Below are 17617 nucleotides of genomic sequence, written 5' to 3'. Positions count from 1 at the left end.
TTGTAGTTGACAGGTTGACCGTACATTTATTTTTTCATGCAAATGTTCGCAGTGTGGGTGTTTTATATGCCCACACTTTTTGTTTGCCTGTAAAACATACAACGAAATGGTCAAAATGAATTGTGAACTCAATTCAAAATCTCATGGAGGTGGCTCACTATTAGCAAAGATCAATTAGTTAATGAAGGTATTCGTGCGCGTGAAGTTCGTTTGATCGGACAAAATGGCGATCAGCTTGGGATTAAAACCCGCCAGGAAGCTCTGGAAATTGCTGCTAAAGCTAATCTTGACCTTGTGTTAGTTGCTGCAAATGCAAAACCACCTGTTTGCCGAATCATGGACTATGGTAAGTTCCGATTCGAACAGCAGAAGAAGGAAAAAGAGGCACGTAAGAATCAAAAAATCATTAGCTTAAAAGAAGTTCGGTTGAGCCCGACAATCGATGAACATGATTTTAACACGAAGCTCCGTAATGCAATCAAATTCCTTGAAAAGGGAGATAAAGTGAAAGCTTCTATCCGTTTTAAAGGCCGTGCGATTACGCATAAAGAAATCGGACAGCGCGTGTTAGACCGTTTCTCTGAAGCTTGCGCTGAAGTAGCAACAGTAGAAACAAAACCTAAGATGGACGGACGCAGCATGTTCCTCATGCTTGCACCAAAAGTCGAAAAGTAAAGTAACAGAGGGAGGAAACATCCAATGCCAAAAATGAAAACTCACCGCGGATCTGCTAAACGTTTCAAAAAAACAGGTTCTGGTAAACTTAAACGTTCTCATGCGTACACAAGTCACTTGTTCGCTAACAAATCTACAAAGCAAAAACGTAAATTGCGTAAGAGCGCAATCGTAAGTGCTGGAGATTTCAAACGTATCAAACAACAACTTGCAAACATCAAGTAATTTGGAATAGGAATCATAGGAGGGAATTACAATGCCAAGAGTAAAAGGCGGAACTGTGTCGCGTCAGCGTCGTAAAAAGGTTCTTAAATTAGCAAAAGGTTATTTCGGTTCAAAACATAGATTATACAAAGTAGCAAACCAACAGGTGATGAAATCTGGAAACTACGCTTTCCGTGACCGTCGTCAGAAAAAACGTGACTTCCGTAAACTATGGATCACTCGTATCAACGCTGCAGCTCGTATGAACGGTCTTTCTTACAGCCGTTTAATGCATGGCTTAAAGCTTTCTGGTATCGAAGTAAACCGCAAAATGCTTGCTGACCTTGCTGTGAATGACCTAAATGCATTCAATCAGCTTGCTGATGCTGCAAAAGCACAACTAGACAAGTAAGTTTTATAAAAGATCATTCCTTCGAGGGGTGATCTTTTTTTCTCATCATGTGAGGTGAAATGAATGAATATGGCTTTGATCCTGCTGCTTATTTTAGTGAATGGCTACGGCTTTTTTCTCATGGGTGAGGACAAACGCCGGGCCAAAGCACATAAATGGAGAATTTCAGAGGCGCATTTATGGAGTGCTGCGGTTCTTTTTGGCGCTGCCGGATCGTATCTAGGAATGCAGTATTTCCGGCATAAAACAAAGCATCCCGCCTTTCAAATCGGCATGCCTGTATTAATTATTTTGCAGTTGATTCTATTGGGATATATCCAAGTTATTTGAAAAAGGAGCAGACGCCATTAGGACGGCGTGTCTGCTCCTTTTTTTTGTTTGATTTTTTTAATAGGCTGATCCCAATCAATTTTTGTTTGAGGATAACGCTCGATAATGTTTTCCTCCAGTTTTTCAAAGTCTTCTAATGTAAATTCACTCAGCTTCTCAGGTGACTCCGTCCAAACGTAAATGGAGTGGACAAACAGAGGATGATCCTTAGAAGGAACATGCTTCTCCCCTTCAAACAAGACACCTTTATAGACGAAATTAAAATTTTTGCGCGCATTTTGCTGTTCGTCCATAAAATAAAAGCCTTCTTTTAATTGTGCTTGTTTCAGCTTTCTTCTCGGATTTGAGAAGAATTTTACCGCCATGTAGAAGATGTAGACAAGCAGTGCAACAAGAGCTAGTCTCATGAGGATTACAAACATGACAGGATGCACCTCCAATACCGTTATCTGATGTACTACGAATGAAAACGCCAAAAGGTTTCAACTTTTTTTAAAAAAATATTTCGTAAAACGAAAAAATATTCATAAAAAGATCGTATTGAACGAAAGAGGTTTTGTATAATAAGAATGCACCATGAAGATAAAGGAGGATAAATGGAATGACAAAGCTCGATCAAACATTAACTATGCTGAAAGACCTAACGGATGCAAAAGGGATTCCAGGAAATGAACGTGATGTCAAAAAAGTCATGCAGACATACATAGAATCATATGCAGATGAAGTCTCTACAGACCGCCTTGGCAGCTTGATCGCTAAAAAGGAAGGAAACGCTAACGGACCTAAAATTATGCTCGCTGGTCACTTAGATGAAGTAGGATTCATGGTGACAAAAATTGATGACAAAGGCTACATTCGTTTTCAAACAGTCGGCGGCTGGTGGTCACAAGTCATGCTCGCCCAGCGTGTCACCATTGTGACGAAAAAGGGAGAGATCACAGGGGTAATTGGTTCAAAGCCACCACACGTCTTGTCACCTGAAGCTCGTAAAAAGTCAATTGAGATTACGGATATGTTTATTGATATTGGGGCGTCAAGCAAGGAACAGGCAATGGAGTGGGGCGTGCTGCCTGGAGATCAAATCGTTCCTTACTTTGAGTTTACAGTCATGAATGATGAAAAAATGCTCCTTGCAAAAGCATGGGACAACCGCATTGGCTGTGCAGTCGCCATTGATGTCATGAAAAATTTGCACAATGCTCAGCATGAGAATATTGCTTACAGCGTCGCAACTGTCCAAGAGGAAGTAGGCCTGCGCGGAGCTAAAACAGCAGCGGCTACGATTCAGCCTGATATTGGATTTGCCATTGATGTAGGTGTAGCAGGAGATACACCGGGCATCACTGAGAAAGAAGCAACTAGCAAACTTGGCAAAGGCCCAACGATTGTTGTATTTGATGCTTCAATGGTCTCTCATAAAGGGCTTCGTGATTTTGTTGTCCAAACAGCTGATGAACTGAACATTCCTTATCAATATGACTCAATGCCTGGCGGCGGGACAGATGCTGGCGGTATTCATTTAACAGGCCATGGTGTTCCATCACTATCTATCGGAATTCCGAGCAGATATATTCATACCCATGCCGCAATGATTCACCGAGATGATTATGAAAATGCAGTGAAGCTTTTAACAGAAGTGATCAAAAGACTTGATCAAAAAACCGTTGAACAGATTACGTACGGTTCTTAAGTAAGAAAGCCTTTCCTCAGTACAGGGGAAAGGCTTTTTTATTGAATTTCCCAGGAAATGAACGGTGTGTTCAAAGTGAGTCAAAAGAACTATTTTCAGTAAAAGAGGAGAATGTTTCCTAGTGAATAAGGCACATGTGATCGAGCGTTTATTTTTGTAAGATGAAAGCAATAAAAAGGACAGAGCCATAGAATGCCCTGTCAAAAGAGAGTTTATGGAAGTAGGTGAAGCTACCTTAAGAATAAACATATTATTCTTATTTGTCAACTTGGTTTTTAAAGAAAGAAAAATCAATCAATTTATGTTATATTTGTAACAAATTGTTTATACAAAGGGGATGGTTAAATGAATGCGGTTACAATTGTAATAGGATCTATGTGTATTTTAGCGATTGCCTATCGTCTTTATGGCACATTTATGATGGTCAAGGTATTAAAGGTCACAGATGATCATCCTACACCGGCTCACACACTAGAGGACGGGAAAGATTATGTGCCGACAAATAAATGGGTCACATTTGGGCATCACTTTGCTGCGATTGCAGCTGCTGGCCCGTTAGTGGGTCCGATTTTAGCCGCTCAATTTGGATATTTACCTGGTCTCCTTTGGCTTTTAATTGGTGCAGTCATAGGCGGAGCTGTACATGATCTAGTCGTCTTATTTGCGTCGATGCGAAAAAAGGGGAAATCATTATCAGAGGTAGCGAAGGAAGAGCTGGGACCTGTTGCCGGGTTTTGTACAGGGCTTGCGATGCTGTTTATTATTACCATCACAATGGCAGGTTTGTCTATGGTTGTGCTTCATGCTTTAGAACGTAACCCTTGGGGGACATTTGCAGTTGGAATCACGATTCCGATTGCAATGGGGGTTGGTCTGTATTATAAAAAAACAGGCAATTTAAAGCTGGCGACATCTGCGGGATTTATTTTGCTGATGTTTGGTGTATTCCTTGGGCCAAATATTCAAGGAACGGAACTAGGTGATTTTTTAACCCTTGATACAAAAACGCTTGCTCTTGCCCTGCCGATCTATGCCTTTTTTGCTGCGGCTCTGCCAGTTTGGCTGCTGCTTGCACCGAGGGACTATTTAAGTAGTTTTATGAAAATTGGTGTATTCATTGCGCTGATTGCCGGAATCTTTGTCGTGAATCCGTCCATTCAATTCCCGGCGTTTACAGAGTTTGTGAATGGAGGAGGACCTGTATTAGCTGGTCCTGTCTGGCCATTTATTTCGATTACCATTGCTTGCGGTGCCATTTCTGGTTTCCACGCATTTGTTGGTTCAGGGACAACACCTAAGATGCTGGACCGATGGAGTGATATGAAGCCTGTTGCGTTTGGCGCAATGCTTGTGGAATGCTTAGTTGGGATTATGGCTTTAATTGCGGCTACTGCCCTGCATCCAGGGGATTATTTTGCGATAAACAGTACGCCAGAAGTGTTCCGTACACTCGGTATGAGTGTCGAAAACCTTCCGCAGCTGAGTAAGGAAATCGGCCTCGACTTAGAAGGAAGAACGGGTGGTGCCGTAACATTAGCGGTAGGGATGGCGTATATCTTTACGGGGATTCCGTTCTTTAGTCATTTGGCTTCTTACTTCTTCCAGTTCGTCATTATGTTTGAGGCTGTCTTTATTTTAACTGCTATTGATGCGGGGACACGTGTGGCACGCTATTTGATTCAAGACTTTTTAGGTGAAGCATATAAACCGCTTAAACGAACTGACTGGGTACCTGGTTCGGTGTTTGCAAGTGCGCTTGCTTGTTTTATGTGGGGATACTTACTTTACTCAGGGGACATCGGATCTATTTGGGCGCTGTTTGGGGTTTCAAATCAGTTAATGGCCTCGGTTGGGTTGATCATTGGGGCAACCGTTGTATTAAAAATTGCAGATAAAAGGCGATATATGCTGACTTGTTTAATTCCGCTTGCTTACTTATATGTGACGGTGAATTATGCAGGCTATTGGATGGTAGCAAATGTCTATCTCAATCCTGAAGCATCCGGTTACAGCGTGCTGAATGCGGTGCTGTCGATCATCATGCTGATCTTAGGTTTTGTGATTATTGTGTTTGCGATAAAAAAATGGGTCGAAATCTGGCGTGATCCAGCGCTTCGAATGGAAACGCCTATCACTGGCTAAATGAAAAAGGCCGGCTTGCTTTTATAAGCAAACCGGCTTCTTTTTATTGCTGCTGCTGAGGCTTTAAGCCTTGTTCTAATGTTTCAAGGATTTCATTTTTCTCGTTTTCTGATGCTTCTTGCCATAGCACTTCGAACAACACGCCAAGGCCTGGCAGCATTTTTTCCTCGCCGCTTTGAATAGCATCTAAAATCGTATGTTCAAGCTGTTCTTGATTATGGCCAGTAATGTTTTGAATGACTGCGCCTCTTAAATTAAAATCCATTGCCCACACTCCTTTTTTGATGGTAATAGCCCTATTCTGTCTCAAAGACAGGTTTATTATGTAGTGTGCATGAGATATAATAAATTCATGATAATTAAAGGAGTTAACGTCGCTTGAAATATATAGAATCAGCTAAAAACACAAACATTAAACAGTGGAAGAAGCTCCATACGAAAAAAGAACGAACGAAAACGGGGCTGTTTCTCGTTGAGGGAATACACTTAGTCGAAGAAGCATTAAAGAGCGGGATCGTGAAGGCATTAATGGTCACCTCGCCCGATATGCTTCCTTCTCATATCCAGCCTGACATTGAGCTTTATGAACTGAGCGAAGAGGCCTTTTCTGCCATGACAGAAACAGAAACGCCTCAGCACATTGCCGCAGTCTGTACAGTTCCTGTTTTTGAAGAAAAGAAGGTTGAACGGCTTCTTTTATTAGACGCAGTGCAGGACCCGGGGAATTTAGGCACACTCATTCGAACAGCAGATGCCGCTGGTCTTGATGCCGTGATCTTAGGAGAAGGAACAGTTGATGCGTTTAACGGAAAAACGCTCCGTTCGGCACAAGGGTCTCATTTTCACCTGCCTATCTTAAAGCAAACCCTTCAACAGGCGATCACGGAGCTGAAAGAACGAGGCATACCTGTATACGGAAGTGCCTTAAATGATGCGAAAGAGTATAAAAGCGTAACAGCAGAAGGTCCGTTTGCATTAATTGTTGGAAATGAAGGAGCAGGTATTGATCCAGACATTCTGCAAATGACAGATCAAAATTTATATGTACCAATGTATGGGCAGGCAGAATCATTAAATGTAGCTGTTGCAGCCGCTGTTCTTGTTTATCATTTGCGTGGATAATGTTGCAACATGCGTTTATTTTCACTATAATAAAACTAATATTTTAAAAACCATGATAGAGGAAGATTGTTTCAAGAAGCGGCCTTTTAGGGAGAATGCATCGTAGACTGAAAGTGCATTTAAGGAATGCTGAAACAGGAATTCACCTCTGGAGTTGTCACCGGGACCGCAGGTTTTGCGTAAAGGTGAACCGGATTCGTTTGATTCCGTTATGTCAATGAAGCTTATTCGCACATGCATTTGTGCTTAACAAGGGTGGTACCGCGACCACAACTCGTCCCTTCTTTTATGGAGGAACGAGTTTTTTTATTGTCTTCAAACGATCAAACAGCCGTTTATCCGAGCGGTTTTGTATATCAAAAGGAGGATCACACTCATGCAAGAAACGTTAAAACAGCTTGAAACAGAGGCGATAGCAAAGGTTGAAGCAGCCAGCTCCCTCAAAGAAGTCAATGACATTCGTGTTCAATATTTAGGGAAAAAAGGACCGATTACAGAAGTACTTCGCGGAATGGGCAAGCTTTCCGCAGAAGAAAGACCGAAAATGGGGGCACTCGCAAACGAAGTAAGAGAGCAGATTGCTAATGCCATTGCTGAAAAAAATGAACAGCTGGAAGCAGAAGAAGTGAAGAAAAAACTTGCCTCTCAAACGATCGATGTTACTTTGCCGGCAAGTCCAATCAAAATGGGAGCAAGACATCCATTAACGATAGTTGTCGAAGATATTGAAGATTTATTTATCGGAATGGGCTATACCGTTGAGGAAGGTCCTGAAGTGGAAACAGATTATTATAACTTTGAAGCATTGAATCTTCCAAAGGAGCATCCGGCACGTGATATGCAGGACAGTTTCTATATTACCGAAGATACACTGATGAGAACACAAACATCACCAGTACAAGCACGTACACTTGAGAAATATAAAGGACAAGGTCCTGTGAAGATCATCTGTCCTGGGAAAGTATATAGACGTGACAGTGATGACGCGACTCATTCACATCAATTTATGCAAATTGAAGGGCTTGTCGTCGATCACAATATTAGCATGAGTGATCTAAAAGGAACGCTGGAGACAGTCGCAAGAAAAATGTTTGGGGAAGATCGTGAAATTAGACTACGTCCAAGCTTTTTCCCATTCACAGAACCATCTGTCGAAGTCGATGTGTCTTGCTTTAAATGCGGCGGGAAGGGCTGCTCTGTATGTAAAGGAACAGGCTGGATTGAGATTTTAGGTGCAGGAATGGTTCATCCGAATGTCCTGAAAATGAGCGGATTTGATCCAGAAACTTACCAAGGCTTTGCTTTTGGAATGGGTGTGGAACGGATTGCAATGCTGAAATACGGCATTGATGATATTCGCCATTTCTACACAAATGACATTAGATTCACAAAGCAATTCAAGCAGGACTAAGAGGAGGAAATCAACATGTTTGTTTCATATAAATGGTTAGAAGACTATGTCGATTTAGAAGGCATCAAGCCGGCTGAATTAGCAGAAAAAATCACAAGAAGCGGAATTGAAGTGGAAGCCGTTGAATATAAAGGCGAAGGCATCAAAGGAGTTGTCGTTGGACACGTTATTGAGCGTGAACAGCATCCGAATGCGGATAAATTAAACAAATGTCTTGTTGATATCGGCCAAGACGCACCGGTGCAAATTATTTGCGGGGCGCCGAATGTGGAGAAAGGACAGTATGTGGCCGTTGCAACGGTTGGCGCAGTCCTTCCTGGCAACTTTAAAATTAAAAAAGCAAAACTTCGCGGTGAAGAGTCTCATGGCATGATTTGTTCTCTGCAAGAATTAGGCGTAGAGAGCAAGCTCGTACCAAAGGAATATGCAGAAGGGATTTTTGTTTTCCCGAATGACGTGAAACCAGGGGATGATGCCCTCCAAGCACTTCAATTAGATGATGCGGTACTTGAGCTTGGCTTAACACCAAACCGTGCCGATGCCCTGAATATGCTGGGTGTCGCTTATGAGGTTGCTGCCATTTTAGGGAGAGACATCAAGCTTCCTGATACAGCACATGACACTTCTTCCGAAAAAGCAGCAGACTATATTTCTGTTAAAATTGAGGATCAAGAAGCGAATCCACTTTATGCAGCGAAGATCATTAAAAATGTAAAGATTGGACCAGCACCGCTTTGGATGCAAACAAGATTGATGAATGCAGGCATCCGTCCAATTAACAACGTCGTGGATATTACAAACTTTGTACTGCTTGAATACGGCCAGCCGCTTCATGCCTTTGATTATGACCGCTTTGGTTCAAAGCAGGTGGTTGTACGTAAAGCGTCTGACAGCGAAATCATTCAAACACTCGATGAGCAAGAGCGTACATTATCATCAAAGCATCTTGTCATCACGAATGGAACGAAAGCGCACGCGGTAGCTGGCGTCATGGGCGGCTTTGAATCAGAGGTGCGTGATGAGACAACGACGATTCTTTTAGAAGCGGCATATTTCAACGGTCAAACAGTCCGTCAAGCATCTAGAGACTTAGGGCTTCGCAGTGAATCAAGCACACGATTTGAAAAAGGGCTCGATCCGCAGCGTACGAAGCCGGCAGCAGAAAGAGCAGCTCAATTGATCAGTATGTATGCAGGCGGTGAAGTGCTAAGTGGTACAGTTGAGGAAAATCACCTTGAAGCAAGTATGAATGTCATTCACGTCTCAACTGAGCGTGTGAACAAGGTGCTTGGAATGAGCATTTCAAAAGAAGATATGATTCAGATTTTCAACAAATTAGGCTTTACAGTGGGCGAATCAAATGATGTTCTTGTCGTAACAGTTCCTTCCCGCAGAATGGATATTACGATTGAAGAAGACCTCATTGAAGAAGTCGCAAGATTATACGGCTACGATAATATTCCATCTACACTGCCTGCGACAGCCGGCACCGTTGGCGGTCTCACACCATACCAAGTAAAGCGCAGAAAGGTAAGACGTTTCTTAGAGGGCGCAGGACTTTCTCAAGCGATTACGTATTCATTGACGAATCAGCATAAGTCCACAGCTTTTGCCCTGCATCCAGCTTATGAAACGAGACTTTCTCTGCCAATGAGTGAGGAACGCAGTGTGCTAAGACAAAGTCTTCTGCCAAACTTACTTGATTCTGTAGCATATAACTTGGCAAGACAAGCTGATTCATTCGGATTTTATGAAACGGGCTCTGTTTTCTTAGCAGAAGCTGAAGGGGCAAAACCAGTGGAAAAAGAACATGTCGCTGGTGCGCTGACAGGCTTATGGCATAAAAATCTTTGGCAGGGCGAGAAAAAAGCTGTCGACTTTTATGTAGCGAAAGGAATTGCTGAAGGATTGTTTGAAAAGCTTGGTGTGTCAGACCAAATCACATATGTTCAAGCAGAGCGTGAGGGTCTTCACCCAGGGCGAACAGCAGATGTTCACTTAAATGGTCAAGTCATTGGCTTTGTTGCCGCACTGCATCCAGTCGTTGAAAAAGAATTGGATTTAAAAGAAACGTATGTGTTCGAGTTTGATTTAACAGATGTGATGACATCTGAAACGAAGGATATGAAATATACAGCGATTCCGAGATTCCCTGCTGTGACAAGAGATATTGCACTTGTTGTCGATCAGCATATCTCAAGCGGACAGCTGGAGCGTGTGATCTATGAAGCAGGCGGTCAATTACTCACAGACCTATCTGTATTTGATGTATACGAAGGGGAACATATGGAAGAAGGCAAAAAATCTGTTGCATTCTCACTTCAATATTTAAACCCTGAACAAACGTTGACCGAGGAAGAAGTCACAGCTGTTCATACAAAAGTATTGAAAGCACTAGAAGATACGTATCAAGCCGTCTTACGCGGTTAAAGAAAAAAAGCTATGGCCTCATGGGCCCTAGCTTTTTTCATAGCATTTTTTTCGCTTTTTGTGTGTTGGCAAAATGCAGCTTTGTAAATTGACGTAAAGCATCTTCACCATGCAGCTTGATGAGCTTTGCGGCGGCCTTGTCCACATGAGGACCTGCTCCTTTTGGGATATCAAAGCCTGCAGCCTGTGATAATTTGTCCATTTCAATTAAAAAGGCATACCTTGCGATAATGGAAGCTGCAGCGACTGACAAATGGATGCCTTCTGCTTTTGTACTAAAATACGTCCGCTCCCGAATAATTTTTTTCCCGGCAAGATGCTTGAAATAAATGCCTGGTTCTGCAAATTGGTCAATCAAAATGGCCTCAGGCTGCTTTCCGTCGAGTTTTTCTAGCACAGAGGTGATGACTTGGTTATGAAGCAGTGCTTTCATTTTTCCTTGACTCATGCCCTTTTCCTGCATTGTATTGTACTTTTCATTTCGGAGAACGAGAAGACTGAACGGAATGGTTTTGATGAGATCCTTGGCAATGTTGATAATTTGCGGATCCTTTAATCCTTTTGAGTCTTTTACGCCAAGCTCTTTCATTAAAGCAAGCTGGCTGGCATCAACATAGGCCGCACAGACTGTGATCGGTCCAAAATAATCACCTGTACCTACTTCATCTGAACCGACGACCGACATGGAAGCAATGCCTGGCGGCGGACTGTATTTTGTGACAGCAGGTGATTTTTGACTTTTCGTATCAGCTGCTTGTAAATGGCTGAATTGACTGGCTTCAGCTTCTGCCTTTTGTCCTTGAAAGAGCACTTTTCCAGATCGATAAGCTGTAATCGTACAGCCAGGGACTTTTGCTTGAAAGAGGGCGCCTGGCGGCAAAGTGTCTGTTAAATGGTGCGCATACGCGCTCTTCATTTTTTTGAGGTCTTCTGATGTTGCTTTTAAAACGGATTGGGGCACAGTGGATAACTCCTTTTTACCTTGATATCATTGATTTCTAAAGTGTACCATAACAGGTAAGGGCTCGTCTTTCCATTCAATGTCTAAACATGTTATGATAAAGACTAGGATTCTCGTGGAATGGAGGAGAAACGTTGTCTGACGGCGGTAAAACGAAAACAACAGTTGAGATATACGGACAGTCCTATACGATCATCGGTCAAGAAACGAAGATGCATATGCGGCATGTTGCGTCAATTGTTGATGATAAAATGAGAGAAATAAATGAAAAAAATCCATACCTTGATATAAACAAATTAGCTGTACTGACAGCAGTCAATGTCGTCCACGACTACTTGAAATTAAAAGAGCAATACGAAAAATTAGAGATTCAGCTAAAAGAAAAGGAATGAAATTACCGTGATCGATATCATCATTTTGTTTTTGCTTCTTATGGGAACGCTTGTCGGTCTAAAACGCGGGTTTATTCTTCAATTTATTAAATTGATCAGCTTTGTTGTTTCTATCTTAGTGGCGTCCATGTTTTATCAGTCACTGGCACCACAGCTTACGTGGATTCCTGCACCTAATTTTAGCGGCAGTCAACCGCAGCTCGCTTTCTTTAGCGGGAATCTAGAAACAGCTTATTATAATACCATTGCGTTTATCATTCTGTTTATCTTGACCAAAATCCTGCTCGCCATCATTGGCGGATTGCTCACAACCATTGCAAGTATACCTGTGATTAAACAGGTGAACAAACTGCTTGGCGGTGTTTTAGGATTTCTTGAAACCTATTTATTTGTGTTTATTCTATTGTTTGTCGCTGCATTACTTCCAGTAGATGCGCTGCAAACAATGATGAGCAAATCAATGTTAGCAGATGTGATCGTAAACAACACCCCTTACCTGTCCGGTCTTGTCAAAGACCTATGGTCGACGTATGGAGTTTAAAAACTTCTCCTTTCCTGGAGAAGTTTTTTCTCATTCCATGACAGAAAGTTGTAGGATGAAGGGAAAGTTTGTATATTTATATAGGAAGATGCCAAAGCGGCTGGAGGATGAGAGATGAATAAAAAAGATATTATCAAACTTCTTGAAACAATTGCAGTATATATGGAACTAAAAGGAGATAATCCTTTTAAAATTTCTGCCTTTCGTAAAGCAGCAGCGGCACTGGAACAAGACGACCGCAGCCTTTCTCAAATAGATGATCTATTAGCATTACCCGGCATTGGAAAAGGAACCTTTGCTGTGATCACAGAGTATATCGAAAAAGGACAATCAGAAACACTCGAACAATTAAAAAAGGAAGTGCCTGAAGGACTTGTCCCGCTCTTAAAATTGCAAGGACTTGGCGGGAAGAAGATTGCTAAGCTTTACCAAGAGCTTGGAGTCCATGATGCACAGTCATTAAAGGAAGCATGTGAAGCAGAAAAAGTACAAGCGCTTGCAGGCTTCGGTAAAAAAACAGAAGAAAAGATTCTCGCTGCTCTTGAGGAGGCCGGAAAGCAGCCAGAACGACTGCCAATTGGCTTTGCATTAGATGTGGCAGAGCGGATTGATCATGCGCTTGAACAGATGAAGGGTATTCTTCGTTTTTCAAGAGCTGGCAGTTTAAGACGTGCACGGGAAACTGTCAAAGATCTAGATTATATCATTGCAACCAGCGATCCTGAACAAGTCAGAGAGCAGCTCGTTGCACTCGATGATGTCAAAGACGTTATCGCAAGCGGTGATACGAAGGTATCTGTCATTCTTGCCCTTGATTTTGAGATCAGTGTAGACTTCCGGCTTGTGACAACAGATCAATTTGCCACAACACTGCATCATTTCACCGGCTCAAAAGATCACAATATTCGCATGCGCCAGCTGGCGAAGGAACGCGGAGAGCGTATTAGTGAATATGGTGTAGAAACAATTGAAACTGGAGAAGTCAAAACGTTTGAAGACGAGGCCGCTTTTTATGCGCATTTTGAACTTCCGCTCATTCCGCCAGAAATTCGTGAAACCGGAGCGGAGATTGATACGTATAAAGAAAGTATGCAATTTGTAGAGTTAAAAGATATTAAAGGCGACCTTCATATGCACTCGACTTGGAGTGACGGCGCATTTTCTATTCGCGAAATGGCAGAGGCATGTATCGCAAAAGGCTATGAATACATGGCGATTACAGACCACTCGCAATATTTAAAAGTAGCAAACGGTTTAACAAAAGAACGTTTACGTCTGCAAGCAAAAGAAATTGACAAGCTGAATCAAGAATTCGAGCATTTTCACATTTTCAAAGGGGTCGAAATGGATATTCTCCCGGATGGATCATTAGATTATGATGATGACTTTTTATCAGACATGGATTTTGTGATTGCGTCTATCCATTCGAGCTTTTCTCAGCCAGAGGAAGTCATAATGGAACGCCTTGAAAATGCGCTGCGGAATCAGCATGTGGATTTAATTGCACATCCAACAGGCCGTTTGATCGGCAGACGGGACGGCTATGCCTTAAATATAGATCAGCTTATAGAGCTTGCGAAGAAAACGGGAACTGCACTAGAGCTCAACAGCAACCCGTCAAGACTTGATTTGAGAACAGAGCATTTAATGAAAGCAAACGAAGCAGGTGTAAACATCATGATCAATACAGATGCACACAATATCGCCATGCTGGATCATATGGAAGTTGGTGTAACAGCTGCAAGAAAAGGCTGGACACCAAAAGCAAATGTCGTGAATACTTTTTCTCTAAACGAGATCAAAAAGTTTTTAACGCGTGACAGGTAGTCGTTAGGAGGCTGGACCATGCTGCAACAAAAAGTGTTAGCATCATTAGAATTTCATAAAGTAAAAGAAAAAGTCATGTCCTATACCGCATCCTCATTAGGAAAAGAAAGAGCGCAGGATTTAACGCCGCTGACGGATATAGAAACCATTCAGCATTTGCTGGAAGAGGTAGCAGAAGCACAGGATGTTATCCGCTTAAAGGGATCGGCGCCATTTGGCGGGCTGACGGATATTAGACGCGGGGTCAAACGGGCAGAAATCGGCAGTACATTAAGCCCGTCTGAGCTCATGGAAATTGCAGGACTATTATATGCTGTGAAGAATATGAAGCAATTTCTCAAGTCCATGTATGAAGATGGTGTAGACATACCACGACTTCATACATATGCAGAGACACTGATTTTACTGCCTGAAGTCAGAAAAGAAATCGAAAGCTGTATTGGTGATAATGGAGAAGTTCTCGACCATGCCACCCCGGCACTTCGTTCATTGCGCATACAATTACGTTCACTTGAATCAAAAGTTCGAGATAAATTAGAATCCATGATTCGCTCACAATCTGCTTCAAAAATGCTGTCAGACACGATTGTCACCATTCGTAATGATCGGTTTGTGATTCCGGTAAAGCAGGAGTACCGCTCGAATTACGGCGGAATTGTTCACGATCAGTCATCATCTGGGGCAACCCTTTTTATCGAGCCGCAAGTGGTCGTGGATTTAAATAACACCTTGCAGCAAACCCGTTTAAAAGAAAAACAAGAGGTCGAAAAGATCCTGCAAATGCTGACAGAGAGTGTGTCAGAACACATTGAGGAACTGCTTCACAATGTAAAGGAGCTTCAGACGTTAGATTTTATTTTTGCTAAAGCAAAATATGCAAAGGCAGAAAAAGCCACAAAGCCTGCTGTGAACGATCAAGGGGAGATTTATTTAAAGCGGGCAAGACATCCTCTATTGCCTAGGGATCAGGTTGTGGCAAATGACATTGAGCTCGGCAAAGATTTTTCAACCATCGTCATTACTGGCCCAAATACAGGGGGTAAGACAGTTACCTTAAAAACGCTTGGTCTTCTTACGCTGATGACGCAGTCAGGCCTTCATATTCCAGTTGAAGAAGGATCAGAAGTGGCGGTATTTGACCAAGTCTTTGCTGATATTGGAGATGAACAGTCGATTGAGCAAAGCTTGAGTACATTCTCATCTCATATGGTCAATATTGTGGATATCTTAAAGAATTTGACATCTAACTCACTCGTGTTATTTGATGAATTAGGGGCAGGAACAGACCCTGCTGAAGGTGCCGCGCTGGCCATGAGTATCTTAGATGAAGTGCATCAAACAAATGCACGCGTCATTGCAACGACTCACTATCCTGAGCTGAAGGCTTACGGGTATAACCGAGAAGGTGTCACAAATGCGAGTGTGGAGTTTGACATTGAAACCTTATCACCAACGTACCGCTTGCTCATCGGTGTGCCCGGACGAAGTAATGCATTTGAAATTTCTAAACGTCTTGGATTGCCAGATCACCTCATTGACCGCGCAAAAGCGGATATGCATGCCGAACATAATGAAGTAGACCAAATGATTGCTTCATTAGAAGACAGCAAGAAACAAGCAGAAGAAGAGCTGCATGAGACAGAAATCTATAGAAAAGAAGCAGAAAAGCTTCATAAAGAATTGCAGAGACAAATTCTTGAATGGAATGAGCAAAAGGACAAACTGCTAGAAGAAGCTGAACAAAAAGCGGCAGAAAAAATTGAACAAGCCTCAAAAGAAGCAGAAGATATTATTCAAGAGCTTCGGTCGATAAAAAATGAGCATCGCTCATTCAAAGAACATGAACTCATCGATGCGAGAAAGCGTCTTGAAGAAGCAGTCCCTGAGTTTGACCGGAAGAAAAAGCCAGAGCCGGTGAAAAAAGCAGCAAGACAGCTAAAATCAGGCGACGAAGTGAAAGTGCTCACCTTCGGGCAAAAAGGAACGCTGCTTGAACAAACAGGTGACAAAGAATGGAGTGTCCAAATGGGCATTCTGAAAATGAAAGTAAAAGAAAAAGACATGGAATTTATCAAATCAGCACCTGAATTTAAGCAGGAGAAAGCCATTACGGCAGTCAAAGGAAAAGACTATCATGTATCGCTTGAACTTGACTTAAGGGGAGAGCGTTATGAAAATGCCTTAAGCAGAGTCGAGAAATATTTAGATGATGCTGTCTTAGCTGGTTATCCGCGTGTGTCAATCATTCACGGAAAAGGAACTGGCGCCCTTAGAAAAGGGGTTCAGGAATTACTGAAACAGCACCGAAGTGTGAAAAATGCTCGTTTTGGGGAACAAGGCGAGGGAGGATCAGGCGTTACCATCGTCGAATTAAAGTAAAAAGGAGAAAACGCATGAAAGCCTTTTGGGAAAATGAACTTGTGGAAATTGCCGCCTATTACAGCGTGGCCGTCCTATGTCTTGTCTTATTTCTAACCATTTTTGAACTCGTTACCTCCTATAAAAACTGGGAAGAGATCCAGCGGGGGAACTTAGCTGTTGCCATGGCAACAGGCGGAAAGATCTTTGGGATTGCGAATGTGTTTCAGCATTCTATCGCACAGCACAATTCCCTTCTGCAAATGATTGGATGGGGCGTATACGGCTTTGTGATGCTGCTTGTCAGCTATTTCATTTTTGAATTTTTAACACCACGATTTAAAGTAGACAAAGAAATTGAGAATGATAATAGAGCGGTCGGGTTTATTTCACTCATTATTTCAGTTGGGCTGTCTTATGTAGTAGCAGCCGGCATTTAAGGAGACGACATGGAAAAGCTAGCAAAAGTATTAATCGTAGTTGCCTGCACTTTTGCGGTCATTGGTGCCGTTTACATGTTCCTGTGAAATGAAGAAGACAAAGTGAGAAAGCTGTCAGGGATTCCTTGGCAGCTTTTATCTCACCAGAAGGCGGTGAATCACATGAAGCAAATTCTGCAAAAAGACGAACTCATAAAGCGAATTGATACTTGTCTCCAAATGACTTCCCTGCCAAGAGACATATACGAACCGTATATTGCACGTCCATTTCAAACGACTGGATTTTTTGATGATTTGAGCCCTTATATTCAAATCGATCCGAGTGGCTATATTCTTATTCAATATGAACGAGGAATCCAAATGCTGCATAAAAGAACAAAAGCGGCGGATGAAGTCATTTACTGGATTTTAGAAGACACAATCTTTCTTACAGTCTACATAGATATGATGAGGCAGTATCAAGTCGACAACATCCAGACGCATTTACCTAATGACCCGAGTATCCATCAACAGATCGTGGAGAGAGTAAATGAGTCATTTCGTGCAATTGGTGGATTATATGAACAGTGGCATCATGAAGGAAAAAGAGCATCGATCGAAACACCGGCAAAGAAGTAAAGATGCCATGGAACCAAGCTCTATTTGAAAAAAGAAAACTGCCTTAAGGAAAAGTTTGCTATAA

At 42.2% G+C, this 17617-nt stretch carries 18 protein-coding genes and 1 other annotated feature (1 of these 19 cut by a window edge); of the genes, 15 read left to right on the top strand and 3 right to left on the bottom strand.

The genetic code is table 11. The features are described from left to right. Positions 1 to 88: a sequence feature (ribosomal protein L20 leader region), on the top strand; it begins 44 nt to the left of the window's first position. Between the two features lie 71 nt (positions 89 to 159). The 4 genes from infC (at position 160) to NSS80_RS14065 (ending at position 1621) form a co-directional block, all read left to right on the top strand. Continuing rightward, positions 160 to 675: a translation initiation factor IF-3 gene (gene infC / locus NSS80_RS14080; RefSeq protein WP_024425720.1), complete on the top strand. Its 516-nt coding sequence runs from the start codon at positions 160 to 162 to the stop codon at positions 673 to 675. A 24-nt stretch (positions 676 to 699) separates the two neighbouring features. Then, positions 700 to 900 (top strand): 50S ribosomal protein L35, encoded by a 201-nt coding sequence (gene rpmI / locus NSS80_RS14075; RefSeq protein WP_003216324.1) that lies wholly within the window; start codon positions 700 to 702, stop codon positions 898 to 900. A 31-nt stretch (positions 901 to 931) separates the two neighbouring features. Next, entirely contained in the window at positions 932 to 1291 is a 360-nt protein-coding gene (gene rplT / locus NSS80_RS14070; protein WP_007501659.1) for a 50S ribosomal protein L20, read from the top strand. Between the two features lie 63 nt (positions 1292 to 1354). Beyond that, on the top strand, positions 1355 to 1621 hold the full coding sequence (locus NSS80_RS14065; RefSeq protein ID WP_024426128.1) for a DUF1294 domain-containing protein: 267 nt from the start codon (positions 1355 to 1357) through the stop codon (positions 1619 to 1621). A gap of 17 nt (positions 1622 to 1638) precedes the next feature. On the opposite strand, the gene NSS80_RS14060 is transcribed toward NSS80_RS14065, so the two are convergent. Next, entirely contained in the window at positions 1639 to 2043 is a 405-nt protein-coding gene (locus NSS80_RS14060) for a hypothetical protein (protein ID WP_024426127.1), read from the bottom strand. Positions 2044 to 2222: 179 nt separating this feature from the next. Between NSS80_RS14060 and NSS80_RS14055 the strand changes: the two genes are divergently transcribed. Beyond that, entirely contained in the window at positions 2223 to 3311 is a 1089-nt protein-coding gene (locus NSS80_RS14055) for a M42 family metallopeptidase (protein ID WP_024425723.1), read from the top strand. Positions 3312 to 3656: 345 nt separating this feature from the next. Beyond that, a complete protein-coding gene (gene cstA, locus NSS80_RS14050; RefSeq protein ID WP_024426126.1) occupies positions 3657 to 5453 on the top strand; it encodes a carbon starvation protein CstA in 1797 nt (598 codons plus the stop codon). A gap of 43 nt (positions 5454 to 5496) precedes the next feature. On the opposite strand, the gene sspI is transcribed toward cstA, so the two are convergent. Beyond that, on the bottom strand, positions 5497 to 5718 hold the full coding sequence (gene sspI / locus NSS80_RS14045) for a small acid-soluble spore protein SspI (RefSeq protein ID WP_024425725.1): 222 nt from the start codon (positions 5716 to 5718) through the stop codon (positions 5497 to 5499). Positions 5719 to 5831: 113 nt separating this feature from the next. Here sspI and NSS80_RS14040 point away from each other — a divergent pair, with 113 nt between their 5' ends. The 3 genes from NSS80_RS14040 to pheT all read left to right on the top strand — a co-directional run bounded on the left by NSS80_RS14040 (position 5832) and on the right by pheT (position 10416). After that, on the top strand, positions 5832 to 6575 hold the full coding sequence (locus NSS80_RS14040; protein WP_041115037.1) for an RNA methyltransferase: 744 nt from the start codon (positions 5832 to 5834) through the stop codon (positions 6573 to 6575). 376 nt (positions 6576 to 6951) lie between these two features. Continuing rightward, the gene (gene pheS, locus NSS80_RS14035; RefSeq protein WP_024426124.1) at positions 6952 to 7986 is read left to right on the top strand and encodes a phenylalanine--tRNA ligase subunit alpha; all 1035 of its coding nucleotides are present in this window, start codon (positions 6952 to 6954) and stop codon (positions 7984 to 7986) included. Positions 7987 to 8001: 15 nt separating this feature from the next. Beyond that, positions 8002 to 10416 carry a phenylalanine--tRNA ligase subunit beta gene (gene pheT, locus NSS80_RS14030; protein WP_252049683.1) on the top strand — a complete coding sequence of 805 codons (2415 nt, stop codon included), beginning with the start codon at positions 8002 to 8004 and terminating at the stop codon, positions 10414 to 10416. Between the two features lie 37 nt (positions 10417 to 10453). Here pheT and rnhC read toward each other — a convergent pair whose 3' ends face one another. Continuing rightward, positions 10454 to 11377 carry a ribonuclease HIII gene (gene rnhC / locus NSS80_RS14025; RefSeq protein WP_172880854.1) on the bottom strand — a complete coding sequence of 308 codons (924 nt, stop codon included), beginning with the start codon at positions 11375 to 11377 and terminating at the stop codon, positions 10454 to 10456. Positions 11378 to 11511: 134 nt separating this feature from the next. Here rnhC and zapA point away from each other — a divergent pair, with 134 nt between their 5' ends. The 6 genes from zapA (at position 11512) to NSS80_RS13995 (ending at position 17553) form a co-directional block, all read left to right on the top strand. Further along, positions 11512 to 11769, top strand: coding sequence for a cell division protein ZapA (zapA, locus tag NSS80_RS14020; protein WP_012010831.1), 258 nt, complete (start codon positions 11512 to 11514; stop codon positions 11767 to 11769). 7 nt (positions 11770 to 11776) lie between these two features. Beyond that, the gene (locus tag NSS80_RS14015) at positions 11777 to 12310 is read left to right on the top strand and encodes a CvpA family protein (RefSeq protein ID WP_041115044.1); all 534 of its coding nucleotides are present in this window, start codon (positions 11777 to 11779) and stop codon (positions 12308 to 12310) included. A gap of 114 nt (positions 12311 to 12424) precedes the next feature. Next, the gene (gene polX / locus NSS80_RS14010) at positions 12425 to 14137 is read left to right on the top strand and encodes a DNA polymerase/3'-5' exonuclease PolX (RefSeq protein ID WP_024427178.1); all 1713 of its coding nucleotides are present in this window, start codon (positions 12425 to 12427) and stop codon (positions 14135 to 14137) included. Positions 14138 to 14158: 21 nt separating this feature from the next. Next, positions 14159 to 16516: an endonuclease MutS2 gene (locus NSS80_RS14005; RefSeq protein WP_041115123.1), complete on the top strand. Its 2358-nt coding sequence runs from the start codon at positions 14159 to 14161 to the stop codon at positions 16514 to 16516. 14 nt (positions 16517 to 16530) lie between these two features. Then, the gene (locus NSS80_RS14000; RefSeq protein WP_008345990.1) at positions 16531 to 16935 is read left to right on the top strand and encodes a DUF350 domain-containing protein; all 405 of its coding nucleotides are present in this window, start codon (positions 16531 to 16533) and stop codon (positions 16933 to 16935) included. Positions 16936 to 17097: 162 nt separating this feature from the next. Then, the gene (locus NSS80_RS13995; RefSeq protein ID WP_034280732.1) at positions 17098 to 17553 is read left to right on the top strand and encodes an immunity 63 family protein; all 456 of its coding nucleotides are present in this window, start codon (positions 17098 to 17100) and stop codon (positions 17551 to 17553) included. Positions 17554 to 17617: the final 64 nt, after the last annotated feature.

The organism is Bacillus sp. FSL M8-0350, assembly GCF_038593345.1.
Classification (GTDB): Bacteria; Bacillota; Bacilli; order Bacillales; family Bacillaceae; genus Bacillus; species Bacillus safensis.
This window is presented reverse-complemented; position numbering and strand designations above follow the sequence as displayed.